General features: G+C 63.1%; 24 protein-coding genes. 16 read left to right on the top strand and 8 right to left on the bottom strand.

Going from position 1 to position 25,362, the window contains the following annotated elements; all coding sequences use genetic code 11:
- Position 1 precedes the first annotated feature (1 nt).
- From rpsE to ASE83_RS12255, 12 genes are all read left to right on the top strand, one after another.
- On the top strand, positions 2-733 hold the full coding sequence (gene rpsE, locus ASE83_RS12310) for a 30S ribosomal protein S5 (protein ID WP_055790369.1): 732 nt from the start codon (positions 2-4) through the stop codon (positions 731-733).
- A gap of 6 nt (positions 734-739) precedes the next feature.
- Positions 740-916: a 50S ribosomal protein L30 gene (gene rpmD / locus ASE83_RS12305; protein WP_055790366.1), complete on the top strand. Its 177-nt coding sequence runs from the start codon at positions 740-742 to the stop codon at positions 914-916.
- Between the two features lie 98 nt (positions 917-1,014).
- The gene (gene rplO, locus ASE83_RS12300; RefSeq protein WP_055790363.1) at positions 1,015-1,545 is read left to right on the top strand and encodes a 50S ribosomal protein L15; all 531 of its coding nucleotides are present in this window, start codon (positions 1,015-1,017) and stop codon (positions 1,543-1,545) included.
- Between the two features lie 234 nt (positions 1,546-1,779).
- A complete protein-coding gene (gene secY, locus ASE83_RS12295) occupies positions 1,780-3,147 on the top strand; it encodes a preprotein translocase subunit SecY (protein ID WP_055790359.1) in 1,368 nt (455 codons plus the stop codon).
- Positions 3,148-3,172: 25 nt separating this feature from the next.
- Positions 3,173-3,817 carry an adenylate kinase gene (locus ASE83_RS12290; RefSeq protein ID WP_055790354.1) on the top strand — a complete coding sequence of 215 codons (645 nt, stop codon included), beginning with the start codon at positions 3,173-3,175 and terminating at the stop codon, positions 3,815-3,817.
- 348 nt (positions 3,818-4,165) lie between these two features.
- The gene (gene rpsM, locus ASE83_RS12285; protein WP_055756875.1) at positions 4,166-4,534 is read left to right on the top strand and encodes a 30S ribosomal protein S13; all 369 of its coding nucleotides are present in this window, start codon (positions 4,166-4,168) and stop codon (positions 4,532-4,534) included.
- Positions 4,535-4,640: 106 nt separating this feature from the next.
- Positions 4,641-5,030, top strand: coding sequence for a 30S ribosomal protein S11 (rpsK, locus tag ASE83_RS12280; protein WP_055763349.1), 390 nt, complete (start codon positions 4,641-4,643; stop codon positions 5,028-5,030).
- A 93-nt stretch (positions 5,031-5,123) separates the two neighbouring features.
- Positions 5,124-6,188, top strand: coding sequence for a DNA-directed RNA polymerase subunit alpha (locus tag ASE83_RS12275; protein ID WP_055790351.1), 1,065 nt, complete (start codon positions 5,124-5,126; stop codon positions 6,186-6,188).
- A 231-nt stretch (positions 6,189-6,419) separates the two neighbouring features.
- Positions 6,420-6,842: a 50S ribosomal protein L17 gene (gene rplQ / locus ASE83_RS12270; protein WP_055790348.1), complete on the top strand. Its 423-nt coding sequence runs from the start codon at positions 6,420-6,422 to the stop codon at positions 6,840-6,842.
- Between the two features lie 163 nt (positions 6,843-7,005).
- Positions 7,006-9,129 carry a prolyl oligopeptidase family serine peptidase gene (locus tag ASE83_RS12265; protein ID WP_055790345.1) on the top strand — a complete coding sequence of 708 codons (2,124 nt, stop codon included), beginning with the start codon at positions 7,006-7,008 and terminating at the stop codon, positions 9,127-9,129.
- Positions 9,130-9,357: 228 nt separating this feature from the next.
- Positions 9,358-10,914 (top strand): glutamine-hydrolyzing GMP synthase, encoded by a 1,557-nt coding sequence (gene guaA / locus ASE83_RS12260; RefSeq protein WP_055790342.1) that lies wholly within the window; start codon positions 9,358-9,360, stop codon positions 10,912-10,914.
- Between the two features lie 291 nt (positions 10,915-11,205).
- The gene (locus ASE83_RS12255; protein WP_055790339.1) at positions 11,206-12,462 is read left to right on the top strand and encodes a tyrosine-type recombinase/integrase; all 1,257 of its coding nucleotides are present in this window, start codon (positions 11,206-11,208) and stop codon (positions 12,460-12,462) included.
- Here the strand turns inward: ASE83_RS12255 and ASE83_RS18215 are convergent.
- The 7 genes from ASE83_RS18215 to ASE83_RS12230 form a co-directional block, all read right to left on the bottom strand.
- Positions 12,416-12,712 carry a helix-turn-helix transcriptional regulator gene (locus tag ASE83_RS18215; RefSeq protein WP_082443326.1) on the bottom strand — a complete coding sequence of 99 codons (297 nt, stop codon included), beginning with the start codon at positions 12,710-12,712 and terminating at the stop codon, positions 12,416-12,418. The two genes, ASE83_RS12255 and ASE83_RS18215, sit on opposite strands and share 47 nt — an antisense overlap.
- A gap of 580 nt (positions 12,713-13,292) precedes the next feature.
- Positions 13,293-14,351, bottom strand: coding sequence for an aldo/keto reductase (locus ASE83_RS12250; RefSeq protein ID WP_055790336.1), 1,059 nt, complete (start codon positions 14,349-14,351; stop codon positions 13,293-13,295).
- Positions 14,352-14,449: 98 nt separating this feature from the next.
- Positions 14,450-14,893 (bottom strand): VOC family protein, encoded by a 444-nt coding sequence (locus ASE83_RS12245; RefSeq protein ID WP_055790333.1) that lies wholly within the window; start codon positions 14,891-14,893, stop codon positions 14,450-14,452.
- Positions 14,894-14,977: 84 nt separating this feature from the next.
- On the bottom strand, positions 14,978-15,745 hold the full coding sequence (locus ASE83_RS12240; protein ID WP_055790330.1) for a glucose 1-dehydrogenase: 768 nt from the start codon (positions 15,743-15,745) through the stop codon (positions 14,978-14,980).
- 192 nt (positions 15,746-15,937) lie between these two features.
- Positions 15,938-16,486, bottom strand: coding sequence for a kinase inhibitor (locus ASE83_RS18210; RefSeq protein WP_082443325.1), 549 nt, complete (start codon positions 16,484-16,486; stop codon positions 15,938-15,940).
- 168 nt (positions 16,487-16,654) lie between these two features.
- Positions 16,655-17,767, bottom strand: a complete 1,113-nt coding sequence (locus ASE83_RS12235; RefSeq protein WP_082443324.1) for an alpha/beta hydrolase — start codon at positions 17,765-17,767, stop codon at positions 16,655-16,657.
- A gap of 146 nt (positions 17,768-17,913) precedes the next feature.
- Positions 17,914-18,657, bottom strand: coding sequence for an SDR family oxidoreductase (locus tag ASE83_RS12230; protein WP_055790327.1), 744 nt, complete (start codon positions 18,655-18,657; stop codon positions 17,914-17,916).
- Positions 18,658-18,719: 62 nt separating this feature from the next.
- Here ASE83_RS12230 and ASE83_RS12225 point away from each other — a divergent pair, with 62 nt between their 5' ends.
- Entirely contained in the window at positions 18,720-19,808 is a 1,089-nt protein-coding gene (locus tag ASE83_RS12225; RefSeq protein WP_200923825.1) for an AraC family transcriptional regulator, read from the top strand.
- Between the two features lie 195 nt (positions 19,809-20,003).
- Here ASE83_RS12225 and ASE83_RS12220 read toward each other — a convergent pair whose 3' ends face one another.
- A complete protein-coding gene (locus ASE83_RS12220) occupies positions 20,004-20,597 on the bottom strand; it encodes a TetR/AcrR family transcriptional regulator (protein ID WP_055790324.1) in 594 nt (197 codons plus the stop codon).
- A 152-nt stretch (positions 20,598-20,749) separates the two neighbouring features.
- Here ASE83_RS12220 and ASE83_RS12215 point away from each other — a divergent pair, with 152 nt between their 5' ends.
- From ASE83_RS12215 to ASE83_RS12205, 3 genes are read left to right on the top strand one after another with little or no spacing between them, the layout of a single operon-like run.
- Positions 20,750-22,144, top strand: a complete 1,395-nt coding sequence (locus tag ASE83_RS12215; RefSeq protein ID WP_055790322.1) for an efflux transporter outer membrane subunit — start codon at positions 20,750-20,752, stop codon at positions 22,142-22,144.
- An 11-nt stretch (positions 22,145-22,155) separates the two neighbouring features.
- Complete coding sequence (locus ASE83_RS12210; protein WP_055790319.1) at positions 22,156-23,319, top strand: HlyD family secretion protein; 1,164 nt, start codon at positions 22,156-22,158, stop codon at positions 23,317-23,319.
- A 19-nt stretch (positions 23,320-23,338) separates the two neighbouring features.
- Positions 23,339-24,883: a DHA2 family efflux MFS transporter permease subunit gene (locus tag ASE83_RS12205; RefSeq protein WP_055790316.1), complete on the top strand. Its 1,545-nt coding sequence runs from the start codon at positions 23,339-23,341 to the stop codon at positions 24,881-24,883.
- The last annotated feature ends 479 nt before the right edge of the window (positions 24,884-25,362 follow it).

The following is a 25,362-nucleotide window of genomic DNA, read 5'->3' as shown; positions in this document are numbered from 1 at the left end:
CATGGCTGACGAAAACAATCAGGCCGAAACCCCCGCCGCCGACGTGTCGGCAGCGCCGGGTGGCGAGCAGCCGCAGGGCCGTGGTCCCCGTGGCGGTCGCGGTCGCGGCGGTCCGGGTGGTCCCGGCGGCGGCGGTCGCGGTGGTCGTGACGGCAACCGTGGCGGACGTCGCGACGACCGTCGTGGCGGCCAGGATGATGGCGGCGAAGAGCTGATCGAAAAGCTCGTCCACATCAACCGCGTGTCGAAGACCGTCAAGGGCGGCAAGCGCTTCGGCTTCGCTGCACTGGTCGTCGTCGGCGACGGCAAGGGTCGCGTGGGCTTCGGACATGGCAAGGCACGCGAAGTGCCGGAAGCCATCTCGAAGGCGACCGCCGCTGCCAAGAAGGCGATGGTCCGCGTTCCGCTCAAGGACGGTCGCACCCTGCATCACGACGGCAACGGCCACTTCGGTGCCGGTCGCGTGACGGTGCGTTCGGCGCCTGCCGGTACCGGCATCATCGCAGGTGGCCCGATGCGCGCCATCTTCGAATCGCTGGGCGTGGCCGACGTCGTGACCAAGTCGGTCGGCACGTCGAACCCGTACAACATGATCCGTGCGACCTTCGAGGCGCTGAACGACCAGTCGTCGCCGAAGGCGGTGGCTCAGCGTCGCGGCAAGAAGATCGCCGACCTGCTGGGTCGTGGCGGATCGCAGACCGCCGAGGCTGACGCCGCGGCGATCGTGGAGTAACGAGCGATGGCAACCGTCAAGATCACCCAGACCGGGTCGCCGATCCGCCGGACCAAGGACCAGCGCGCGACGCTGATCGGTCTCGGCCTTAACAAGATGCACAAGACCGTGGAGCTGACCGACACCCCCGAGGTGCGCGGCATGATCCGCAAGGTGCAGCACATGGTGTCGGTCGAAGGCTGAGGCCCTCTACCTTTACCGGTGACAAATGCGGGGAAGGGGGCTAAGCGGCCCCCTTCCTCATTTATTCAGCGCGAACATAGCGAAAGCGAGTGCAGACCATGAAACTCAACGAAATTCGCGACAATGCCGGCGCCCGCAAGAGCAAGATGCGCGTCGGACGCGGCATCGGCTCGGGCAAGGGCAAGACCGCCGGCCGTGGCCAGAAGGGCCAGAAGAGCCGCGAAGGCGTCTCGATCGCCGGGTTCGAGGGCGGCCAGATGCCGCTCCACATGCGCATCCCGAAGCGCGGCTTTAACAACATCTTCGCCAAGGACTATGCCGAAGTGAACCTCGGCGCGATCCAGAAGGCGATCGACGCCGGCAAGATCGAAGCCGGCGCGACCCTCGACCACGCCGCACTGAAGGCCGCGAACCTGGCCCGTGGCGGCAAGGACGGCGTGCGTCTGCTCGCCAAGGGCGAACTGACCGCCAAGCTGACCTTCACGGTTGCCGGTGCGTCGAAGTCGGCGATCGAAGCGGTCGAAAAGGCCGGCGGTTCGGTGTCGGTCATCGAAGTCGTGCCCGCGCACGAAAAGGCCGCTGCCAAGAAGGGCAAGACGCTCGCCGCCAAGAAGGCTGCGCACGCGTAATTGCGGGACTGCCGTTCAGCCTGAGTCGCTGCTGAGCGAAGTCGAAGCGGCGTATCGAAGGATCGCCCATGGTGGCGTACTTCGATACGGGCCTTCGATTTCGCTCAGTCCCTACTCGGCATGAACGGGTGGCGCGACAAGGTGTCGCTCCCCCTTAGACATCCCCGTTGCAACCCCTATATGGTCGCCCGGGGGGTGGGCTGATGGCCCGCCAGCATCATTCGGGACATATCCATGGCAGCCGCCTCAGACGGTCTTGCGACCAATCTCAACCTGTCGAAATTCGGTCAGGCGACCGAACTCAAGAAGCGCCTGTGGTTTACGCTTGGGGCACTGATCGTGTTCCGTATGCTGAGCTATGTGCCGCTGCCGGGCATCGACCCGACGCAGCTCGGCCTGCTCGCGAACCAGACGCAGGGCGGCGTTCTCGACTTTTTCAACACCTTTTCGGGCGGTGCGCTGACGCGCATGTCGGTCGTTGCGCTGGGCGTCATGCCCTACATCACCGCGTCGATCGTCGTGCAGCTCGCGACCTCGCTCAGCCCGCAGCTCGCCGCCATCAAGAAGGAAGGCGAGTCGGGCCGCAAGAAGCTCAACCAGTATACCCGCTACGGCACGGTGCTGCTGACCGCGATCCAGGGCTATACCATCGCCGTCGGGCTGGAGGCGTTCGGCGCCTCGGCCGGCGCGCAGGCGGTGATCGAACCGGGCATGACCTTCCGCGTCGCGGCGGTCATCTCGTTGATCGGCGGCACGATGTTCCTGATGTGGCTGGGTGAGCAGATCACCAGCCGCGGCATTGGCAACGGCATTTCGCTCATCATCATGGCCGGCATCGTCGCGCATCTGCCGACGACGCTGCTTCAGTTATTCGAGGGCAGCCGTTCGGGTACGATGAACCCGCTGACGCTGATCGGCATCATCGTCGCGGTCGCCGGCCTTGTGCTGTTCATCTGCTTTATGGAGCGCGCGCAGCGGCGCATCCTGATCCAGTACCCCAAGCGCCAGACGGCGCGCGGCGTGCAGGCGGATCGCAGCCACCTGCCGCTGAAGATCAATACCGCGGGCGTCATCCCGCCGATCTTCGCGTCGTCGCTGCTGCTGATGCCGGTGACCATCACCCAGTTCGCCGGCAAGGCGACGGCGGGCGACAGCCGCTGGGGCGACTTCATCCTGTCGCTCAACCAGTATCTGGCGCATGGCCAGCCGCTTTACATGTTGCTCTATGGCGCGGGTATCGTCTTCTTCTCGTTCTTCTACACCGCGATCGTCTTCAATCCCGAAGAGACCGCCGACAATCTGAAGCGCTATGGCGGGTTCATCCCCGGCATCCGCCCGGGCAAGAATACCGAGAATTATTTCGACTATGTCCTGACCCGCATCACCGTGATCGGCGCGGCGTATCTGGTCATCATCTGCCTGTTGCCCGAATATCTGGTATCGGCGCTGTCGATTCCCTTCTATCTCGGCGGCACCAGCCTGCTCATCGTGGTCAACGTCACGATGGACACGGTGACTCAGATCCAGTCGCACCTGCTGGCGCACCAGTATGGCGACCTCATCAAGAAGGCGAAGCTGAAGGGCGGACGCCTGCGCGGCTGAGTGTAACGGAACTAAGGGGGCAGCTATGGATATCATCCTTCTCGGACCGCCGGGGGCGGGCAAAGGCACCCAGGCCGCGCGGCTCGAAACGGCGCGTGGCATGGTGCAGCTGTCGACGGGCGACATGCTGCGCGCGGCGGTCAAGGCCGGCAGCCCGGTGGGCGTGCAGGCGAAGGCGGTGATGGATGCCGGCGAACTGGTGTCCGACGCGATCGTGTCCGCGCTGATCGGCGAGCGGCTCGACCAGCTGGGCGACCAGGGCGCGATCTTCGACGGCTATCCGCGCACCGCCGCACAGGCCGACGCGCTCGACCTTCTGCTCGAACATCGCGGGCGTCAGTTGACGCATGTGATCGAGCTGGTCGTCGACGAGGATGCGCTGGTCGAACGGATCGTCGGCCGCTTCACCTGCGCCAATTGTGGTGCAGGCTATCACGACACGTTCAAGCAGCCCGCGGTTGCCGGCGTATGCGATGCGTGCGGCGCGACCGAGTTCAAGCGCCGTCCCGACGATAACGAGGAAACCGTGCGCACCCGCATGGTGGAATATCGTGCGAAGACCGCACCGATCCTGCCGCTCTACGAAGCGCGCGGGCTGGTCCACCGGGTCGATGGCATGGCCGACATGGACGATGTCACGACGCAGATCGCGGCGATTCTCGACAAGTAAGGGGCGGGCGAGTGTCGCTCCGTCAACCAAGGCCCGTCACCCCGGCGCAGGCCGGGGTCTCCCCGTTGGAGAGCGCTCGGCCCGCCCCATGGAGACCCCAGCCTGCGCTGGGGTGACGTATATTGGCAGAGGGCATGCTGTGCCGGCCCCGCTCACGCCTTATCCCGAATTTGGTTCCGCCCACCGGTTGACAGGGTGGGAATCGGTCCGTATCAGCGATCCACCCCGACATACCGGTTACGGCGGCGCTTTTGCGCGTTCGCCGCCATCGCGCGTGACGGGTTTCAACGCTACGAGATGAGGAGCCGCTGCCATGCGGCGCCTCGTGGAGCTGGGAGAATTTAGTTCATGGCACGTATCGCGGGTGTTAATATCCCGACCAACAAGCGCGTCATCATTGCGCTGCAGTACATTCACGGCATCGGTCCGGCCAAGGCCAAGCAGTTGACCGATCAGCTGGGCATCGCCGCCGAGCGTCGCGTGCAGGACCTGAGCGACCAGGAAGTCCTCCAGATCCGCGAAGCGATCGACGCCAGCCACACCGTGGAAGGTGACCTGCGTCGCCAGACCGCGATGAACATCAAGCGTCTGATGGATCTCGCCTGCTATCGTGGCCTGCGTCACCGCAAGGGGCTGCCGGTCCGCGGCCAGCGCACGCACACCAATGCGCGCACCCGTAAGGGCAAGGCGAAGCCGATCGCGGGTAAGAAGAAGTAAAAAACGATCCGGGGGATCGTTTTTTCTTCTTCTCCGCCGGAGGCAGGTTCGAGGCTGACAGCCTCCCGGCCTCCGTACCACGCTATACAGGTCAGGATTTCCACAAATGGCACGTGAACCGCAGCGCCTTCGCCGTCGCGAGCGCAAGAACATCACCGCCGGCGTCGCGCATGTGAACGCCAGCTTCAACAACACCATGATCACCATCACCGATGCGCAGGGCAATGCGATCAGCTGGTCGTCGGCCGGCATGATGGGCTTCAAGGGCTCGCGCAAGTCGACCCCGTACGCCGCGCAGGTCGCTGCCGAGGACGCCGGCCGCAAGGCCGCCGACCATGGCGTGCGCACCCTCGAAGTCGAAGTGAAGGGCCCGGGATCGGGTCGTGAATCGGCACTGCGCGCACTGCAGGCGGTGGGTTTCCAGATCACGTCTATCCGCGACGTGACCTCGATCCCGCACAATGGCGTGCGCCCGTCGAAGCGCCGCCGCGTCTGATCCGTGCCTGCTGCCCCGCCGGGTTCGTCCGGCGGGGCCGTTCTTTCATGGCGCGGACCCGTCCTTTCCGCGCCGCCAAGCTAGGGGAAGCCCGTGTCCGTCAACGCTAAGAACTGGCAGGAACTCAAGAAGCCGAGCGGCCTCGAGAAGAAGCCGGGCGGCGATCCCAAGCGCCGTTCGACCTTCGTGGCCGAACCGCTGGAGCGGGGCTTTGGCCTGACGCTCGGCAACGCGCTGCGCCGCGTGCTACTGTCGTCGCTGCAGGGCGCCGCCGTCACCTCGATCAAGATCGAGAACGTCCTTCACGAATTTTCCAGCCTTGCCGGCGTCCGTGAGGACGTGACCGACATGGTGCTGAACGTGAAGCAGATCGCGCTGCGGATGCAGGGCGAAGGCCCGAAGCGTCTGCAGCTGTCCGTCACCGGTCCGGCCGAAGTGAAGGCCGGCGACATCGCCGTTACCGGCGACATCGAAGTCATGAATCCGGAACTGGTGCTGTGCCATCTCGACGATGGTGCGACGCTCAACATGGAACTGACCGCGGACGTCGGTAAGGGCTATGTCCCCGCCGCCGGCAACCGTCCGGCCGATGCGCCGATCGGCCTGATCCCCGTCGATGCGCTGTATTCGCCGGTGCGCCAGGTCAGCTACAAGGTCGAGAACACCCGCGTCGGGCAGGAACTCGATTACGACAAGCTGACGCTGACGATCGAAACCGACGGTACCGTGACCCCTGAGGACGCGCTGGCCTATGCCGGTCGCATCCTGCAGGACCAGCTGGCGCTGTTCGTCCACTTCGATGACTCGACGCTGCCCCGCGCTGCCGCCACCGGCACGCAGGTCGCAGCACCGCAGAGCGAAGGTCAGGGCGATACCGCCCAGATCAACCGCTACCTGCTCAAGAAGGTCGACGAGCTGGAACTCTCGGTCCGTTCGGCCAACTGCCTCAAGAACGATAACATCATCTATATCGGCGATCTGGTTCAGAAGACCGAAGCCGAGATGCTGCGCACTCCCAATTTCGGCCGCAAGTCGCTGAACGAAATCAAGGAAGTGCTGTCGTCGATGGGCCTTCGTCTCGGCATGGACATCCCCGGATGGCCGCCCGAGAACATCGAAGAGATGGCGAAGAAGCTCGAACAGGAAATTATGGGCTGATTTTGCACCGGGGCAGGCGAGCCTGCCCCGGAGACAAAACCAGCCCGGCCGGCGGCCTTCTAGGCCGTCCGACGACACGGGCTTTGCCCGTGTCCGACCCGGCAAACGAAATAGCGGCAAGTGTGAACTTAGTGAACTTTGCCGCGAACAGGCGAACCGGTGGCGGCCTCCAACAGCCACCAGCTCTGGGGATTCCGTGACACGGCCCCTTAACGAACGAAGGAAATACCCATGCGTCATCGCGTCGGCGGCCGTAAGCTGCAGCGTACCTCGGCCCATCGTCTGGCCCTGTTCCGCAACATGTCGGCCGCGCTCATCAAGCACGAGCAGATCACCACCACCGTCGCCAAGGCGAAGGAACTGCGTCCGTACATCGAAAAGCTGATCACGCTGGCGAAGAAGGGCGGTCTGTCGAACCGCCGTCTCGCGCACGCCCGTCTGCTCGACGATGTCCAGCTGGTGAAGCTGTTTGACGTGCTGGCGACCCGCTATGCCGATCGTAACGGCGGCTATACCCGCATCATCAAGGCCGGCATCCGTGCGTCGGACGCCTCGCCGATGGCGATCATCGAATTCGTCGACCGCGACGTGTCGGCCAAGGGCCAGGACTCGGGTCCGGTCCTGAACGACGAGGATTTCGACGAAGCCGCCTGATCGGCGTTTCGCTCGCGTGACACGGAAGGGCGGTCGTACTTCGGTACGGCCGCCCTTTTGCGTGGGGGCGGGTAACATTGTCTCCACGGGGTTGCGCGGGCGCACGTCTAGCGTATCGTACCGGTAACGCCGGATACCGTCCGGCAAGCCCCATGGAGCAACGATGTACCGCCATGCCTTTGCCGCGATCGCGTGCCTGATGACCAGCACGACTGCCCTTGCCCAGACCGTCGCCTATCCGCAGACCCGCACCGTCGACCAGGTCGACGAACAGTTCGGCGTGAAGGTCGCCGATCCCTATCGCTGGCTGGAGAACGACGTCCGGGGCGACCAGGAGGTCGCCGCGTGGGTCGCAGCGGAAAACAAGGTCACCGACGCCTATCTGGCGACGCTGCCCGGCCGCGATATCTTCAAGAACCGGCTGACCCGGCTGTTCGACTATGAACGCTTCGGCGTACCGCATCGTGAGGGCGGTCGCTATTTCTACAGCCGCAATTCGGGGCTGCAGAATCAGTCGGTGCTGTACGTCCGCGACAGCCTGAACGGGCAGGGGCGGGTGCTGATCGACCCGAATGGCTGGGCGAAGGACGGTGCGACCGCGCTCGCCGAATGGGCGCCGTCGAAGGACGGCAAGCGGCTGCTCTATTCGATTCAGGACGGCGGCAGCGACTGGCGCAAGCTGCGCGTGCTCGACGCCGATACGGGCAAGGTACTCGACGACCAGATCGACTGGGTGAAGTACGGCCTGTCGGCGTCGTGGGTGAAGGACGGCTCAGGCTTTTATTATGCCCGCTTCCCGACCCCGGAAAAGGGGCAGGAGTTCCAAAGCCAAAATCTGAACGCGAAAATCTATTTCCATAAGCTCGGCACGCCGCAGAGCGCCGACCGGCTGATCTACGAACGCCCCGACCAGCCGCGCTTCACCTTCTATCCGGGCATCACCGATGACGGCCGCTGGCTCATCATCTCGACCAGCGGTCCGGGCGACCATACCGAGATTGCCGTTGCCGACCTGACCAAGCCGAATGACAAGCCCCGCACGATCGTCAACACGGACAATGTCGACTGGAACACGGTGGGCACGAAGGACAGCACGCTGTACCTGACCACGACGCAGGGCGCCCCGCGCCTGCGCATCGTGACGCTCGACATGGCTGCTTCGAACCCGCAGCCAAAGGAACTGGTGGCGCAGGACAAGGCGGTGCTGAACGGCGCGTCGCTGGTCGGCGGCCGGATCATGGCGGCCTATCTGGTCGATGCGAAGACCGAGGTAAAGCGCTTCACGCTGGACGGCAAGCCCGATGGCGCGATCGAACTGCCCGGCATCGGCACGGTCGGCGGCGTTGGCGGTGAGCTGGACAACAACGAAGGCTTCTTCGCCTTTTCCAGCTTCGCGACGCCGACCACCATCTATCGCTACGACGTCGCGACGCGGCAGGCCACGCCATGGGCCAGCCCCAAGGTCGCGTTCGACCCGGCGCAGTACGACGTCCGCCAGCGCTTCTACACGTCGAAGGACGGGACGAAGGTTCCGATGTTCATCGTCAAGCGCAAGGACGTGACCAGGCCCGCGCCGACGCTGCTCTACGCCTATGGCGGGTTCAACGTGCCGATCCTGCCGGGCTTCTCGCCGGGCCGCATCGCGTGGCTGGAGCAGGGCGGCGTGCTGGCGGTCGCGAACATTCGCGGCGGCAGCGAATATGGCAAGGAATGGCATGACGGCGGCAAGCTGCTGAACAAGCAGAATGTCTTCGACGACTTCATCTCTGCGGGCGAGGACCTGATCGCGCAGGGGGTGACGGGCAAGGGCCAGCTGGCGATCCAGGGCGGATCGAACGGCGGCCTGCTGGTCGGCGCAGTCGTCAACCAGCGCCCCGACCTGTTCGCCGCCGCGCTGCCGGCGGTGGGTGTCATGGACATGCTGCGCTTCGACCGGTTCACCGCCGGGCGCTACTGGGTCGACGATTATGGCGTCCCGGCGAAGGAAGCCGATTTCCGCAACCTGCTGACCTATTCGCCCTATCACAATGTGAAGGCCGGCGTGACCTATCCGGCGATCCTAGCGACCACCGCCGACACTGACGACCGCGTGGTGCCGGGCCATACGTTCAAGTACACCGCGATGCTCCAGGCGAAGGACATCGGGCCGAAGCCGCATCTGGTCCGCATCGAAACCCGCGCCGGCCACGGCTCGGGCAAGCCGACCGACAAGGTGATCGAGGAAACCGCCGATCTGTGGGCGTTCATCGCCAAATGGACCGGGCTGGCGGTGAAGCCGATCGGCTAAAGGGAAGGTCGTTTTTACGCAGGGGCGCGGGAGGGGGCGATAGAAGCGCCCTCCCGCCGCCTCAGCGGCCTTCACCCCGTGGCGACAGGCGCTAAGGCTCCCGTTCGCGGTCGATCGCCACCAGCGCAACCACTCCGCGTCTCCGCGCCTTCGCGTGAAACCGACCCCTTCTTCCAACCTCGCCACCCAGGGGGCTGGCACCCGCGCGACGCTCTGCTATCGGGGGGCATGAACGAGACCCCCGATTCCATCCTGATCGTCGACTTCGGCAGCCAGGTGACGCAGCTGATCGCGCGTCGCGTACGCGAGGCCGGCGTCTATTCCGAAATCGCCCCGTTCCAGAAGGCCGAGGAAGCCTTTGCACGGATGCAGCCCAAGGGCGTGATCCTGTCGGGCGGTCCGGCATCGGTCTGCGACGACGGTTCCCCCCGCGCACCGCAGGCGATCTTCGATTCGGGAGTGCCGGTGTTCGGCATCTGCTATGGCCAGCAGGTGATGACCGCGCAGTTGGGTGGAAAGGTCGAGAAGGGCAATTCGGGCGAGTTCGGCGAGGCCTATATCGAGGTCGGCGACGACTGCGCGATGTTCGACGGGCTGTGGCAAAAGGCCGAACGCCATCAGGTGTGGATGAGCCATGGCGACAAGGTCACCGAACTCGCCCCGGGCTTCCGCACGGTCGCGACCAGCCCGGGCGCGCCCTATGCCATCGTCGCCGATGACGAGCGCCGCTATTATGGCGCGCAGTTCCACCCGGAGGTCGTCCATACCCCCGATGGCGGCAAGCTGATCGCAAACTTCGCCCGCCACGTCTGCGGCCTTGCCGGCGACTGGACGATGGCCGAATTCCGCGACGCCAAGATCGCCGAGATCCGCGCGCAGGTCGGCGACGGCAAGGTCATCTGCGGCCTGTCGGGCGGGGTCGACTCGTCGGTCGCCGCGCTGCTAATCCACGAAGCGATCGGCGATCAGCTGACCTGCGTCTTCGTCGATGGCGGCATCCTGCGCGCCGGGGAGGCCGAACAGGTCGTCAGCCTGTTCCGCGGCCACTACAACATCCCGCTGGTCCATGTGGACGCGCAGGACCTGTTCATGGACGGGCTGGCCGGCGTCACCGACCCCGAAGCCAAGCGCAAGTTCATCGGCAAGACCTTCATCGACGTGTTCGAGGGCGAGGCGAAGAAGATCGGCGGCGCGCAGTTCCTAGCGCAAGGCACGCTGTACCCGGACGTGATCGAGAGCGTCAGCTTCACCGGCGGTCCATCGGTCACGATCAAGAGCCACCACAATGTCGGCGGCCTGCCCGAACGCATGAACATGGCGCTGGTCGAACCGCTTCGCGAACTGTTCAAGGATGAGGTCCGCGCGCTGGGTCGCGAACTAGGCTTGCCCGACGTGTTCGTCGGTCGCCACCCGTTCCCCGGACCAGGCCTTGCCATCCGTATTCCGGGCGAAGTGACGCGCGAGCGCTGCGACATCTTGCGCAAGGCGGACGCGATCTACCTCGACGAAATCCGCACCGCCGGGCTGTACGACACGATCTGGCAGGCGTTCGCGGTGCTGTTGCCGGTGCGCTCGGTCGGCGTGATGGGCGACGGGCGGACCTACGACAATGTGCTGGCGCTGCGTGCGGTCACCTCGACCGACGGCATGACGGCGCAGGCATTCCAGTTCCCCGGCGACTTCCTGCCGCGCGTGGCGACCCGGATCATCAACGAGGTGAAGGGCATCAACCGCGTCACCTACGACTATACCAGCAAGCCGCCCGGCACGATCGAGTGGGAATGATTTATGCCTATCCGAACGCCGCCGAAACTACGCCATGATACGATCTAAGTGACTGAAAACAAAAATAATTCCTGTCGATAACGATTGGCAGCTATCGGTGGGTAGAGTTTGTCGTTGGCGGTCCGCCTGACGGACATCGGGCATATTGCTTAGCCGCGTTTTTGAAAGTACCGTCAGGGGCAAGGAGGCTCGTGACGGTACTTTTTTCGTATTAAACATTGAAATAAATGGTGAATATCCGTCTCTGAGCCTCGAATTTGTACTGACGGTACTTTTCAGGAGGCAGTAGGGATGCTGACGGACGCCGCCCTTAAGGCATTGAAACCAAAAGAGAAGATTTACAAAGTTGCTGACCGTGACGGCATGTATGTCCGTGTCATGCCCAGTGGTGCGATCTCATTTCGCCTAGACTACAGGCTCAACGGCCGTCGGGAGACAGTCTACCTGGGCAGGTACGGGCGCGACGGCATCTCGCTTGCCCGGGCCCGAGAGAAGTGTATCGACGCGAGGCGTGCCGTCGGCGAAGGGCGATCGCCTGCGATCGAGAAGCAGCGCGATAAGCGCCGCCTGAAAGAGGCCAAGAGCTTCGGAGAGTTCGGGGAGAAGTGGCTCACCGCCGCGCCGATGGCAGACAGCACGCGTGCCATGCGGCGTTCCATCTTCGAGCGAGAGCTTTTGCCCGTCTGGCGAAATCGTCTCCTGACTGAGATCACGCCAGACGATCTAAGAGCCCATTGCGGCGGTATCGTTGAACGTGGTGCCCCGGCGACGGCTATCCATGTGCGAGATATCCTCAAGCAGATCTACGGCTTCGCGATCCTGCATGGTGAAAAGGTCGCCAACCCAGCCGACGAAGTGGGGCCGGCATCAATCGCCACTTTTGTGCCGAAGGACCGCTCGCTTTCGCCCTCTGAAATTCGGGTGATGCTGAAGCAACTCGAACACGTCGCCACGCTTCCTACGATCCGTCTGGGAATGCGGCTCTATCTCCTAACGATGGTGCGGAAGAGCGAACTGCAGGACGCGGTTTGGGACGAAGTTGACTTCGAGAATGCGGTTTGGACGATTCCGAAGGAACGGATGAAGCGCTCGAAACCGCATAACGTCTACCTGTCGCGCCAAGTGCTCGACATCATGATTGCCCTGAAGACCTGTGCGGGAAATTCAAGATACCTTCTGCCGTCGCGGTACGACGCAGATGCCCCGATGTCGCGCGCCACCTTCAATCGGGTTACCTACGCAGTTGTCGAACGGGCGAAGGCGGAAGGTTTGCCGTTGGAGCCGTTTACGGTGCACGATCTGCGGCGGACAGGTTCGACTCTGCTGAACGAGCTCGGCTTTAACAGCGACTGGATCGAAAAGTGCCTGGCGCATGAGGACGGGCGCTCGTCGCGCGGCGTCTACAACAAAGCCGAGTATGAGGTACAGCGAAGGCACATGATGCAGGAGTGGTCGGACATTTTGGTCGCCTGGGTCGATGGCAAGAAGTACGTGCCAACGCTCATCCCGCCGTCGATGCCGATCCTGGCGCCCGATCCTGCTCTTTGACCGGGCGGGCTCGACGTTGTTTCACGTCGGGGCCGGGCGCACGGAGAATTGGTTTTGAGCGACGGGCCGCGAGCCATGCCTGAACCTCGCCCAGATCCCAAACCACGCATCGTGGGGTCAAAGCGAAGCGTCGCGGAAATTCCCCCCGCTGTTCCATTTCGTAGATCGTGCTGTCAGCTAACGGCACTATCTCACCCAACTGCTGTCGTCTGATCGTTTTTTCGATGTGTGGGTTGGCCGTCGCGTTCATGTTGCAACTCCTCTTGATGTGCGGGTGAGGAGATAGAAAGCAATAGGTCGCGAACGGTGGAAGCCCTCACGACAATCAATCGGGAAATAGAGGGCTATGGCGTACACATCGGACGGTGACATCGTCGTTGTACTAGGTGCCGCACAGGTGCGTGGATCACGGAAATCAGGATCTGATGAAGCGCCGACTAGGGCAACGGCACCGCTTTTTTGTAAACGCGACTCCCTTCAAAATCCGGTTCCGCAAGGAGTGTCGGTTCGATTCCGACCACCCGCACCATTCACTCAAGAAGCGCTGAAGTTCAGCGCGCTGCGCCGTAGCGCGGCCTTCGGCTGCAGACCGCGTGATCGCGCCTAAGCCATTCACTTTCGATATTACAGCGTCCCCGCAATCAACGTGGAGGTCGCGGGCCGAGTCCCTCAACGTAAAAGTAAGGCCGTAGCCGCCCCGTGCTCCGCGGGACATCATTTCGTGGTCACGACCTGATCTGGTTCGCATCCAAGCCCAACAGCCGATCGACGCGAGTGCCGCCCGTTGATCGATTGGCACGAACGCAGCGCTGACGGCGGCTAGTGCCTCGTCAGTACGGTTTAGGATGCTGGTCCAGCAGGGCGTGATCCGCCGCAGACAGGCGCTCAGTCGCGTTCGCCTTCTGGTGCCAATATGGATAAAGGAGCGGGGGGCGGCTGACTTCTTCCAGCCGGCGCACTTCCTCGGGCGACAGTGTGATGTCCGCAGCGACCAGGTTTTCGGAAAGCTGCACCTCATTGCGCGCCCCGATGACCAACGCCGCGACGCCGGGGCGCGTCAGCAGCCAAGCCAGCGCGACTTGCGCCGGGGTTGCCTTACGCTCGTTGGCAATCGCGGTCAGTTCGTCGACGATCCGCCACAGCGCTTCCCAATCGCGCATTGGAGGTTCCGGCCAACCTGCGACCTGGCGGGTGCCTTCCGGCCTAGGGTTGTCGCGCGTGAACTTGCCTCCCAGCAGGCCGGCGGCAAGCGGCGACCAGGCAACGATCGAGACGTCCTGATCGACGCTGATCGGCATGAGCTCATATTCGGCCTCGCGTGACTGGAGAGAGTAGTAGATCTGCTGCGCGACCGGGCGGATGAGGCCTTCGCGCTCAGAGATGCCGAGCGCCTTCATGAGGTGCCATCCGGCCCAGTTCGAGATGCCGAAATAGTTGATCTTGCCCTCGGTCCGGAGGTCCTCGAACGCGCGCAGGGTTTCTTCCAGCGGCGTGGCGCCGTCCCACTCGTGCGCCCAGTAGAGATCGAGGTGGTCGGTGCCCAGCCGCTTCAGGCTCGCCTCGCATCCGCGCTTGATATGGTGGCGCGACAGGCCGCCTTCGTTCGGCCCTTCGCCGACCGGGGACCGGACCTTCGAGGCGATCAGCACCTGATCGCGCTTGCCCTTGAGCGCTTCGCCGACGATTCTCTCGGACTCGCCCATCGAATAGATGTCCGCCGTATCGACCATGTTGACGCCGGCGTCGAGCAGCATGTCGATCTGGCGGCGGGCTTCTGCGACCCCGTTGTCGGCGACCATCCCGAACATCCCTTTGCCGCCGAACGACATCGTTCCGAGAATGAGCGTCGATACTCTCAGGCCTGAACGGCCAAGCTGGCGATATTGCATGTCTACTTCTCCTCAGGTGGGTCAGACGGACTGACAATTGGCACAGACAAGCTGCGGGGCATTTTCAGGTGCAAACGCGGGAAGACATCAGGCGTCCCTCAGAAGCCCTCAATAAGCTGGACAAACACGCCGTCAGGATCAGTGGCGACGATGAACCGCATTCCTTCGTCGCCGACGCTCTGCGGCTCATCGGTAAGGAAAGTGACGCCTCTGTCCTTTGCCGCCGCGATAGTGGCGTCCATGTCGGAGACGCGCAGCGCGAAACGATTGAGGCCCACATTGTTCAGAGCGGGATACGCTTCGCCGGCCGCTGCGGGATCGAGCCATTGCACCAAGTCGATGAACATCCGGCCCTCCTCGGTGGAGGCGGCGAGATAGGCGACGGCCAGACGCGCGGTAGGCAGCCGGAAAGCGTCAGCAATTCCCTGCTCCTGGACTTCGCCGAACCGCTTGATCGTCTTGAGGCCGAGCGCCTCGTAGAAACGGATCGTCCGCTCCAGATCGCGGCATGTGATACTGATATGAAGAAAGTCGTGGATCATGTCCGGGCTCCTGTATGGTCGGGCCATGCCGCCCCTCCGGTGAGAGGCATCCGTGTTCGGTGATCGTGGGCAAAGCAGAAGCGGTCAGCCGACCGTCAGTCCGCCGTCCACGGTAACGGCCTGGCCGACCACGTAGCTGGCGCCTGGGCTGCATAGCCACAGGACCGCGGCCGCGATCTCCTCGGACGTGCCGGCGCGTCCCATCGGAACCTTGCCCACCATCTCTGCGTAGGCCTGGTCGTCGCCCCTGACGACATCACGGGCGATCTGGGTGTCGACCACGCCGGGGTTCACCGCGTTCACGCGGATGCCAAGCCGGACGTATTCGAGTGCGGCTGTCCGGGTCAGGCCGATCACGCCATGCTTGGACGCCGTGTAGGGGCTGACACCTGGGTCGCCCTTTTCCCCGCCGACCGACGCGTTGTTGACGATCGCGCCGCCGCCCTGCTGCTGCATCTGGCGCAACTGATGCTTCATGCAGTTCCAAACGCCGCGCAGATTCACGCCAATCACCCGATCCCAATCGTCGCGGGTGCTTTCTGCCAGCGGGGCCACCTTTGCCATGACGCCGGCGTTGTTGAAGGCGAAGTCGAGGCGGCCGAACTCGTTGACGGCGCGCCCAACCATCATGGCCACCTGATCGTCGTCGCGGGTGTCGCAGCGCACCGCTATCGCCCGACCTCCAGCGGCGACCAAAACCCTGGCTGCCGCGCTCACGCCTTCTTCCCTGATGTCGGCCAGTACGACTGCCGCTCCGGCTTCGGCAAAGGCACGAGCTGTTGCGAGCCCCATGCCGGCACTGGCGCCCGTCACGAGGGCAACCTTGCCCTGGAAATCATAGGTTGGGTTCATGTCGTTCAATCCTATCAAATAAGGGGGGACGTCCGTCCGGACATCCACATCTCCCGCTGATGGGCTCGCCGATCAGGGAGAAATCCTCGATTGTCAGTTTGCCGAGCGCTGCCAGGGCAACCCGCTGAACATCCCCGAAGGCGAGTCGGATATTACCGGGCGCAAGCACGGGCGGGCGTCGGCGCACAATCCCTATCGCGTAGAAACGGGAACGAGTTCGGCACTCGCGATGCTGTTGGTATTCAGCATATAACCTACCAACGCCCCGCTAGACTCGCTATCGACCGGCAGCTGCTCGACCTTCAACGCCCAGACTTTGAAGTGATAGTGATGGGTTTGGTCTCCAGCCGGAGGGCACGCCCCGCCGTAGCCGGGCCCGCCGAAGTCCGTTCTTCCCTGTACGGCTCCCGGAGGTGCATTTGTTCCGCTCTTGTTGCCTGCATCGGTCGGCAGGTTGTGAACGCCCCTGGGGATGTTCACCATGGTCCAATGCCACCAGCCGCTTCCGGTAGGGGCATCGGAATCGAACATCGTAACCGCGAAGCTCTTGGTGCCCTCGGGTTCGCCAGACCAGGAAAGCTCGGGAGACATGTCCTGACCGGAACATCCGGAACCATTGAGGACATAGGCATGCGCGATCTGTTCGCCGCTACGTACATCGCTGCTCGTAAGCCGGAATTCCTGCGCCTGAACGGCCAGAGGAAATAGAGACACAGCAACGCTGAGGACTAGTTTTTTCATTTGTGCACCTTTTGGGTAGTCAGGCCCGCAGGGCGGCAGCCGATATTCGGGCCGACCGCCTGAACGACAGTTTCGGCTGCCACTTCGTAAGAGCTTGCGGTCATCTCAGCGACGCCATGTCGATCTTTCGGCCGGCTCTGGCGGAGATCGCTAAAGCCGGCCTATTCCTCAGGCGCTCAGGTGCTGATCGAAGAACGACTTGAGCTTGTCGAAGGGGATGAGGTTCACGCGATCATAAAGGTCAACGTGCCCGGCACCCCTGACCCAATGCAGTTCCTTCGGCTCGGCCGCCTTGCCGAAAGCCAGCTCGCTGAATTCCTTCGAATGCGCCTGGTCGCCGGCGATGAAAAGCAGGGGCCGAGGCGACACCGTGTCGAGATTTTCGAGCGGATAGAAATTCACGAACTTCACGTTCGTCACCATCGTCGGCATCGAGCTTGTCTTCGGCGATGCGTAGGCTGGGGTCACCTCGCCACGTGACGTCCGATAGAAATCGTAGAACTCGTCGCCGATGGCGTTGCCGGTAAGCTCGGTCGGAGCTCCGGCTGTGTAGCGCACCGGCGCGCCGGCCGCTTCCGCGACCCGTTGCTGAGCGCCCTCGGCGAGAAACGCCTGAAACTGTTCCGGCGTCTGCTTGCCGCCGAGGCCTTTGCGGTACAGCGTGCCATGATCGTACATGCTAACCGTAGCGATCGCCTTCAGGCGCGGGTCGATCTTGGCCGCGCTCAGCGCAAAACCGCCACTGCCGCAGATGCCGATCACGCCGATGCGTTCACGATCGACGAACGGTAAAGTGCCGAGATAGTCCGCAGCGGCGCTATACGCTTCCGCGTAGAAATCCGGGGAGACGGCCTGACGCGGTTGCCCGTCGCTTTCGCCCCAGAAGGGCAGATCGATCGCGAGTGTGACGAAGCCCTGCTCCGCCATTTTGGCGGCGTAGAGGTTGGCGCTCTGCTCTTTCACAGCGCCCATCGGGTGGCTCACGATGATCGCGGGATGCTTGGCGTTCCGGTCCAGGGTTTTCGCCACATGCTGATTGGCGACGACATTGGTATTGTACGCACTCTTGAAGGTGACCTTCTCAAGCGTCGCCGTGTCGCTCTTGTAGAAGTTCGCAGCACCGTTCGACATGTCTTGTGCCTCCGCATCGCTGACGTTGAACATTGACGTGAACCCCAGCGCGGTCACACCAGCGGCCGTTGCCTTCAGCAGGTTGCGCCGGTCTGCGTCCACTTCGAGGACAGAAGCCGAGCCTCTTTCGGTATCTTTTTGCTGCGTCATGCCGAGTTACCTCTTGGTCATTTGCACGTCTTTGCGACGGCTGAGAGTTGCAACTTGCTCAACTGACGGTTTGTCATGATGAGCGATGGAGGCACGCCGTTGTCCGACAGGGATATCCCGGCTCCGCGGGACGGCGTCCTGTGCCGTCACCAGGGCTGATTGGCCGGACCCACGGTGATTTCGTTGATCGTCGTGTCTTCAGGCGCGTCGATCGCGAACGCGACGATGTCGGCGATCCGCTCGGGGGAAATCCCGTACTGCGCGTAGACCTTCTGCGCCGCCTCGGCGGTAGTTTGGTCGCTAATCGCATTCAGCAGTTCGGTGTTGATGGCGGCGGGATAGATCGTAGCGGTGCGGATGTTCGTCCCCTCGAGGGCCGATTCCATCCGCAGGACCTCCATGAAGTCGCGCACGAACCACTTGGTGCCGCCATAGACTGCGCCGCCCGGGTAGGCTTTGAGGCCGGCAACCGAGGATGTCGTGATGACGTGACCGAATTTCTGTTCGGTGAATGTCGGCAATACCGCCGCGACGCCGTTGAGCACGCCCTTGATGTTGACATCCACCATCTGGTGCCAGTCATCGGTCTTGAGCGCGGAGAGCTGCGAATTCGGCATGATGCCGGCGTTGAGGAAGATGGCGTCCACCCGACCGAAGCGTTCCTTGGCCAGGCTGACGATCGCGTCGTTGTCGGCCTGCTTCGTCACGTCCAGTTCCCGATAGGACGCCTCGCCGCCGCCTGCTTCGATCTCGGCGACGATCTGCTTGAGCTTGTCGTCGCGCCGCGCGCCCAAGACGACCTTGGCGCCCTTGCTCGCGAGCAGCTTCGCGGTGGCCTCGCCAATACCCGATGAAGCCCCGGTGATAATGACGACCTTGTCCTTGATCATTTCGAACCTCCGTTGTGCGGCGACCGACAATCGCCAGAAATCTACAGAGATTGCATCTTTTCATGGTCGATGCCGGGTGCGGTAGAACGATCCGGCCATTTTCTTGCCTGATTGTCCGGCGCGCCGATTTTCTTCCAGACAGAAGGAGGAGTCTGGAATACAAGGGCTGCATGAAGCGCCCGGAGGATTCCATGTCAGATCAAGAATTGTTCGACGTGTCGCCGCGCGCACAGAACGCTCTTCTGGACCAGTTGGCTGACGTGATCGGGCGCCGGACCGTGGGCAACGAGGACTGCGCGACAGCGATACCCTACCTCACGTTTTTCCGACGCGAGAAGCTCACTGAACCCAATCCGTGCCTCATCGAGCCTAGCATCGTTTTCGTCGCCCAGGGCGCCAAACAACTGCTGATCGGCGATCAGGCCTATACCTACGACGTCGCCCGCTTCCTGATTGCTTCGCTCGATCTGCCCGGAAGCTCACAGGTCCTGCAGGCAAGCCCTGACAAGCCCTGCTTAGGCTTGGCGCTGCGGCTCGACCTGCGCGTCATTACCGAGCTTGCGGGGCATGTGCGCCTCCCTGCCTCACGGGATCGCGGTACTGATGGAAGCGCCGCTCTCGGGACGGTCACCCCGGCGTTGCTGGAGCCGTTCGACCGCTTGCTCGCCTTGCTCGATAGGCCAGATGAAATCCCAGTTCTCGCGCCGCTCATCGAGCGGGAGATCCATTTTCGTCTGTTAAAGAGCGATGTTGCGCCGCGCCTGTTGCAGATCGCAGCGGTCGGAAGCCACAGCCAACGCATCGCCAGAGCCATCGACTGGATCAAGGTGAACTATGCTGGGCCGCTGCGTATCGAAGGACTCGCGGCCCATGTGCAAATGAGTACATCCACTCTTCACCATCACTTCCGGCAGCTCACTGCGATGAGCCCGCTGCAATATCAGAAGTGGATGCGGCTGAACGAGGCGCGGCGAATGATGCTGAATGAGGGTATAGACGCAGCCAGCGCCGCATTTCAGGTCGGCTATGAGAGCCCGTCCCAATTCAGCCGCGAATATAACCGGCTCTTCGGCGCGCCTCCGAAACGCGACATTGGAACCTTGCGAGAACGCGCGGGCAAGGTGCGTCGGCGCCTCGCTATGACGAACTGAGTCGCGCGGCTCGCTTGCAAATCTTAGCCGCCGGGCGCCAGGCCATCAACGCAGCCTTCGAGCTGATATTCAGCGCGGTCTCTTTCGCGCATGGCACCAGCGCATCATTGCGTGGTTAGCGTAGGGGATTGAGTTGCCAGTGAGCACGCCTGGGAGTGCCGCTCTAGACTCGTAACACGAAGCCGATCAGAATGATCAGCTTCCATACATCTTTAGGAAAGCATCGACGGCGGCAGCCACTGCCTCGTCCGGCTCGAACCAAGGTTCGGCCCCGAACAACAATGGGTCAACGAACCCCGTCTCGAGGAGACCCTTGAGGTGGGCTGCCGCAACCAGCGGATCAGCCGGGCGGAGCGAACCCCTCTCCTGGAGGTGGACGATGTAGGCGGCCATCTCCTTCCATCCGGCAGCCGCGCCCTGTTCATATAGCAGTGCGCCCAGCTTGGAATTTCCACCTTCGGCGATCGCTGCGCGCATTATGGCGACGGTATCCGGTGCCATGAGCATCGCTAAAAGAGCCTTACCGAACCTACAAAGCGCCAATCGCGTATCGGGCTCGGAGATATCGAGCAAAGCAACGATCTGCTGCGCTTGCTCTTCCATCACGGCCATCATCGCGGCGGCGAACAACTCCTCTTTGGACTTAAAGTAGCCGTACAGCGTGCTTTTCGACCCGCCGATGCGGGTAGAGATCATCGCCATGCTGGCGTTGGCGTAGCCGATATCCAGGAATATCTCTGTCGCGGCGCGAAGGATCGCATCGCGGCGCTCGTCCGACTTCACTCTCATTCCGGCCTCCTGCCTGTACAGACCTGTACGGTTTAGGATTGACAATGACAAGCACAAGCGCTTAACCGACCGTACAGTACGGTTATTAATCGGAGGCGCGTTTTCCTGTGAGATTCTTGCATCGCTTAGCGCGATACAGCGGGCTATCCACGATGCTCAGTTTGATCGCGAGTCTGCTGCTGGGTGGATGCGCCGCCGTTCCCGAAATGGCGCCCGCGCCGCGCGTCATCCCCGCGCCGAGCATCGCGCGCATGCTGGGCTCGCCATCGGGACAACAAGAATGGCCGGGGGAGGGTTGGTGGACGGACTTCGCCGATCCTCAACTTACGGCATTGATTACAGAAGGACTGGAAGGGGCTTCCGATCTGCGGGTCGCCGAAGCCCGCTACGCCCGAGCCGAGGCGCTGGTCCGTCAAACGCGCAACGTACTGCTGCCATCCCTGAATGGGAGCGCCGAAGGCGGCGCGACCAAGCAGAGCTATAATTATCTCGTTCCCGAAGCCTTCGCGCCCAAGGGGTGGCCCGACTACGGGCAGGGTTCGTTGCGGCTCGACTGGGAACTGGACTTCTGGGGGCGCAACAGGGCGGCCCTGGCCGCTGCGCGTTCCGAAGCTCAGGCGGCGCGGATGGAAGCCGCCGCCGCGCGGCTTGCCGTCTCGGCCGGGGTCGCTGGTGCCTATGTGGATCTGGCCGGGCTCTATGCCGAACGAGATGCCGCTGAACATGCCATCGAGGTGCGGACCAGGACGCTGGCGCTGATGCGGGAACGCCGCACGCAGGGGCTTGAGCATGATGGCGCCATCGAGCGTGCCCAGTCGGCATTGGCCACAGCCCAAGGAGAACGCGCCAGCCTGGACGAGGCGCTTACGCTTTCGCGTAACCGCATCGCTGTTCTGATTGGGGCAGGCCCGGATCGTGGGATGGAGATCACCAGACCGTCGCTTACGATCCCCACCAATGCGGGCGTGCCGTCAAACCTCCCGGCCGAGCTGATCGGGCGGCGTCCGGATGTGCTTGCGGCGCGTCTGCGCAGCGAGGCTGCCGCGAGCCGGATCAAGCAAGCGAAGGCATCCTTTTACCCGAACGTGAACCTTGCCGGCGTGATCGGTCTGCAGGCGCTCGGCATCGGCAATGTGTTCAAGTCAGGCTCGGAATTTGGCACGGTCGGTCCCGCGATCAGTCTGCCAATCTTCGACGGTGGGCGCTTGCGCGGTCAGTACCGCGCAGCCGAAGCGGATTATCACGCTGCGGTCGCGCAATATGACGGGGCACTCGCTCAGGCGTTGCGCGAAGTGGCAGATGCGATCGGAAGCGACCGGGCGCTCCAGCAGCGGCTCGATCGCGCCGAGGAGGCCGATCGTGCCGCTACCGTCGCCTGGCGAGTGGCGACCAACCGCTACCGCGGCGGGCTTGCCACCTACCTGGACGTACTCACCGCCGAAGATGCGCTTATCGCGACCCGCCGCAGCGTCACCTCCATGAAAACCCGTTCTTTCGCCCTCGACGTCGCGCTGATCCGGGCGCTCGGCGGCGGCTTTCGTTCCTGAAAGGGATACTGATGTCAGACGAGACCAACAGCGGCGAGCTAGATACACGCGTCGCCATCCCCGAAGATGATGCGGCCGACGCGAAACGGCACAGTAAGCGCAAACGCCTCTTCATCGGCCTGGGGGCGACCGTCGCGATTCTAGGGGCGGGGTACACGGCCTATGACTGGCTGATTGTCGCCGACCACATCGAAACGGACAACGCCTATGTCGGGGCGAACGTCGCTCAGGTGACGCCGCTGGTGGGCGGCGCGGTTCGTGAGGTGCTGGTGGACGATGCGCTGACGGTCAAGCGCGGCGACATATTGGTTCGGCTCGACGATACCGACGCTCGCCTCGTACTGGCGCGAGCCGAGGCGGACCTGGCGCAAACCGAACGGCGGGTACGGGGCCTTATCGCCAACGATAGCGGTCTCAGCGCGCAGATCGATGCACGGGCGGCCGATGAGACCCGCGCGGACGCGCAACTTTCCGCCGCGATGGCGGACATGCAGAAGGCGTCGATCGATCTCAACCGTCGGGAAGCGCTTGCGGCCTCAGGTTCGGTCTCGGGCGAGGAGGTCAGCTCGGCGCGCGGCGCGTACAGTACGGCCGTCGCCAACGTGAAAGCGGCGCGAGCCGCGCGCGTCCAGGCTTCCGCCAATCGCACCTCGGCGATCGGCAGCCGCGACGCCAACCGGGTGTTGATCGACAAGACCGCTGTCGACGATAATCCCGAAGTGTTGGGAGCCCGCGCCACGCGAGATCAAGCCCGCGTGGACCTGACCCGTACCGTGCTGCGATCACCGGTCGATGGGATCGTTTCACGCCGTCAGGTGCAGGTCGGTCAGCGCGTCGCGCCGGGCGCAATGCTGATGGTGGTGGTGCCGATCGGCTCCACTTACGTGGATGCCAATTTCAAAGAAGGTCAGCTCGCCAAGGTCAGGCCCGGCCAGGCCGTCAAATTGACATCGGATCTCTATGGCGACGACGTCGAGTATCGTGGGACCGTTGTCGGGTTCTCTGGGGGGACCGGCTCCGCCTTCGCTGTCGTCCCTGCGCAGAATGCGACGGGCAACTGGATCAAGGTCGTCCAACGTCTGCCTGTGCGGATAAGGCTCGACCCTCGACAACTCGCCGAGCACCCGCTGCGGGTCGGCCTGTCGATGACGGCCGATATCGACCTTTCCCGCTGATCGGTTGGAGTGATCGCTCATGGCCGATACTCACCAGCATCAGGGCGCGGCGGCGCAACCGTTGACCGGCGCAAAGCTGATCACGGCCGCGATCCTGATTGGCCTCGGCAATTTCCTCGTCGTGCTCGACACCACCATCGCCAACGTCTCCATTCCCCATATTGCCGGCGGCCTGGGCGTGTCGGCGTCGCAGGCCAGTTGGGTGATCACGTCCTATGCGGTCGCAGAGGCGATCACGGTGCCGCTGACTGGTTGGCTGGCGCGACGCTTCGGCGCGCAGCGCGTGTTCATCGTTTCCTATCTGGCCTTTGGAATCCTGTCGTTTCTGTGCGGTCTGTCGACATCGTTGGGGATGCTGATTGCCGGGCGTATTTTGCTGGGTTTTGCCGGCGGCACCATCATGCCGTTGTCGCAAACGCTGCTGCTGCGCATCTTCCCGTCCGAGAGGGCAACGACAGCGACGATCATCTGGGCGATGACGACCACCATCGCGCCCGTCGCAGGGCCGATCCTAGGCGGTGTCATTTCGGACAATATCGGTTGGGAATGGATCTTTTTCATCAACGTGCCGCTCGCAGCGATGGGCGGTGCAGGCCTGCTCGTTCTGCTGCGGGGTCGCGCAGAGCCTACCGTGAGGGCGCGAATCGATGCGGTCGGGCTCGGTCTGCTGGTCGTGTGGATCGCCGCTCTCCAGATACTGCTCGACGAGGGCCGTAATCACGACTGGTTCGCGGCGGCGGAAATTCGCTGGCTGGCGGTCATCGCCGCGGTTGGCTTCGTTGCATTTCTGATCTGGGAGCTGACGGAAAAGGAGCCGATAGTAAACCTGCGGGTGTTCAGACATCGCGGTTTTGCGGCGGGGTCGACCACCTACGCGCTGGGTTATGGCGCCTTCTTCGCGATGGTTGTGATCATCCCGCTCTGGCTCCAACAGAATATGGGCTATACGGCAACCTGGGCCGGCTACGCGACCGGTTTGATGGGCGTACTTGCCGTCCTCACGGCGCCGATCGTGGGGCAGGTCGTCGCCAAGCTCGACGCTCGTTTGATCATCTTTCTCGGGATCATGGGACTCGCCGGCATATCGCTTTGGCGAACCGGCTTCACGCCGGACATCACCTTCATGCAAATGGCGTGGCCGATGCTGCTGACCGGCCTGTTCATGATGATGTTCTTCGTTCCCGTGACCGGCCTGTGCATGGCCAGCGTGAATACGGAAGAACAGGCCGACGCTGCCGGCATTTCCAACTTCATGCGCACCATCGCCGGCGCCTTCGCCGCTTCGCTCGTGCAAACCGGTTGGGCGCACGCAGCGCGCGAGAACCAAGCCGAACTAGCAGGGGCCATGACACAGGGTGGGGAAACGCTCGACGGCTTGGTCTCTGGGGGCATGTCTCGGGAGACGGCGACTGCCATGCTGACCAACATTGTAGAGGGGCAGAGCGTGATGCTGGCGACGCTCAATGTGTTTGCCGTCGTCGGTCTATGCTTTGCTCTGGCGGCGACGCTCATCTGGTTCGCCCCCAAGCCCAAGGGGCCGATTGACACCAGTGCCGCTCATTGAGCGAAAGGCGCGAAGACAGCGCTTGGCGGGGTCGGTGGTGACGCGCACCGCATGTCGGCGTCTAGAAGGCCGTTGAAATCAAACTTACCGAAGGGTGTGCGGCGATGGAGGCGAAATCGATTTACTGGGGCGCAACTGGCCTACTCGCGACCCCGTATTTGGGGACCTCAATGGTTCGCCGTAAGTTTGCTGAGCGCCCTCAGGTTTACTCCGAACGCAGCTTGCGCTCGTCGGCGGCGCTCCGTGTGGCGGTCTCGCGCGCGATCTCCAGAAACCGATGCAGAGCTGGGTTTGAATTGTTGGTGGTCCAAACGGCGGTGCAGGGCACGATGTCCTCATCCCCGGCGATCGGGAGGAAGGTGAGGCCCGCGAAGGTCGTCGCTAGGCGGCGTGGACAAAATCAGCACGCCTGTTTCTACGGGACGTGCACCGACTGGACCTCGAGGCGTGCCTCTGGCGCGTCCCGCAATTGGGCGTGG

Origin of the sequence: Sphingomonas sp. Leaf32 (genome assembly GCF_001421765.1) — a bacterium.
Classification (GTDB): Bacteria; Pseudomonadota; Alphaproteobacteria; order Sphingomonadales; family Sphingomonadaceae; genus Sphingomonas.
Note: the sequence above shows the minus strand (reverse complement) of the source record. Positions and strands in the feature narration are given on the sequence as shown.

Excerpts from the sequence above, each read along its gene's own strand:
- rpsE (WP_055790369.1), top strand. The coding sequence starts at position 2 with ATGGCTGACGAAAACAATCAGGCCGAAACCCCCGCCGCCGACGTGTCG.
- rpmD (WP_055790366.1), top strand. The coding sequence starts at position 740 with ATGGCAACCGTCAAGATCACCCAGACCGGGTCGCCGATCCGCCGGACC.
- rplO (WP_055790363.1), top strand. The coding sequence starts at position 1,015 with ATGAAACTCAACGAAATTCGCGACAATGCCGGCGCCCGCAAGAGCAAG.
- secY (WP_055790359.1), top strand. The coding sequence starts at position 1,780 with ATGGCAGCCGCCTCAGACGGTCTTGCGACCAATCTCAACCTGTCGAAA.
- ASE83_RS12290 (WP_055790354.1), top strand. The coding sequence starts at position 3,173 with ATGGATATCATCCTTCTCGGACCGCCGGGGGCGGGCAAAGGCACCCAG.
- rpsM (WP_055756875.1), top strand. The coding sequence starts at position 4,166 with ATGGCACGTATCGCGGGTGTTAATATCCCGACCAACAAGCGCGTCATC.
- rpsK (WP_055763349.1), top strand. The coding sequence starts at position 4,641 with ATGGCACGTGAACCGCAGCGCCTTCGCCGTCGCGAGCGCAAGAACATC.
- rplQ (WP_055790348.1), top strand. The coding sequence starts at position 6,420 with ATGCGTCATCGCGTCGGCGGCCGTAAGCTGCAGCGTACCTCGGCCCAT.
- ASE83_RS12265 (WP_055790345.1), top strand. The coding sequence starts at position 7,006 with ATGTACCGCCATGCCTTTGCCGCGATCGCGTGCCTGATGACCAGCACG.
- guaA (WP_055790342.1), top strand. The coding sequence starts at position 9,358 with ATGAACGAGACCCCCGATTCCATCCTGATCGTCGACTTCGGCAGCCAG.
- ASE83_RS12255 (WP_055790339.1), top strand. The coding sequence starts at position 11,206 with ATGCTGACGGACGCCGCCCTTAAGGCATTGAAACCAAAAGAGAAGATT.
- ASE83_RS18215 (WP_082443326.1), bottom strand. The coding sequence starts at position 12,712 with ATGAACGCGACGGCCAACCCACACATCGAAAAAACGATCAGACGACAG.
- ASE83_RS12250 (WP_055790336.1), bottom strand. The coding sequence starts at position 14,351 with ATGCAATATCGCCAGCTTGGCCGTTCAGGCCTGAGAGTATCGACGCTC.
- ASE83_RS12245 (WP_055790333.1), bottom strand. The coding sequence starts at position 14,893 with ATGATCCACGACTTTCTTCATATCAGTATCACATGCCGCGATCTGGAG.
- ASE83_RS12240 (WP_055790330.1), bottom strand. The coding sequence starts at position 15,745 with ATGAACCCAACCTATGATTTCCAGGGCAAGGTTGCCCTCGTGACGGGC.
- ASE83_RS18210 (WP_082443325.1), bottom strand. The coding sequence starts at position 16,486 with ATGAAAAAACTAGTCCTCAGCGTTGCTGTGTCTCTATTTCCTCTGGCC.
- ASE83_RS12235 (WP_082443324.1), bottom strand. The coding sequence starts at position 17,767 with ATGACGCAGCAAAAAGATACCGAAAGAGGCTCGGCTTCTGTCCTCGAA.
- ASE83_RS12230 (WP_055790327.1), bottom strand. The coding sequence starts at position 18,657 with ATGATCAAGGACAAGGTCGTCATTATCACCGGGGCTTCATCGGGTATT.
- ASE83_RS12225 (WP_200923825.1), top strand. The coding sequence starts at position 18,720 with ATGGTCGATGCCGGGTGCGGTAGAACGATCCGGCCATTTTCTTGCCTG.
- ASE83_RS12220 (WP_055790324.1), bottom strand. The coding sequence starts at position 20,597 with ATGAGAGTGAAGTCGGACGAGCGCCGCGATGCGATCCTTCGCGCCGCG.
- ASE83_RS12215 (WP_055790322.1), top strand. The coding sequence starts at position 20,750 with ATGCTCAGTTTGATCGCGAGTCTGCTGCTGGGTGGATGCGCCGCCGTT.
- ASE83_RS12210 (WP_055790319.1), top strand. The coding sequence starts at position 22,156 with ATGTCAGACGAGACCAACAGCGGCGAGCTAGATACACGCGTCGCCATC.
- ASE83_RS12205 (WP_055790316.1), top strand. The coding sequence starts at position 23,339 with ATGGCCGATACTCACCAGCATCAGGGCGCGGCGGCGCAACCGTTGACC.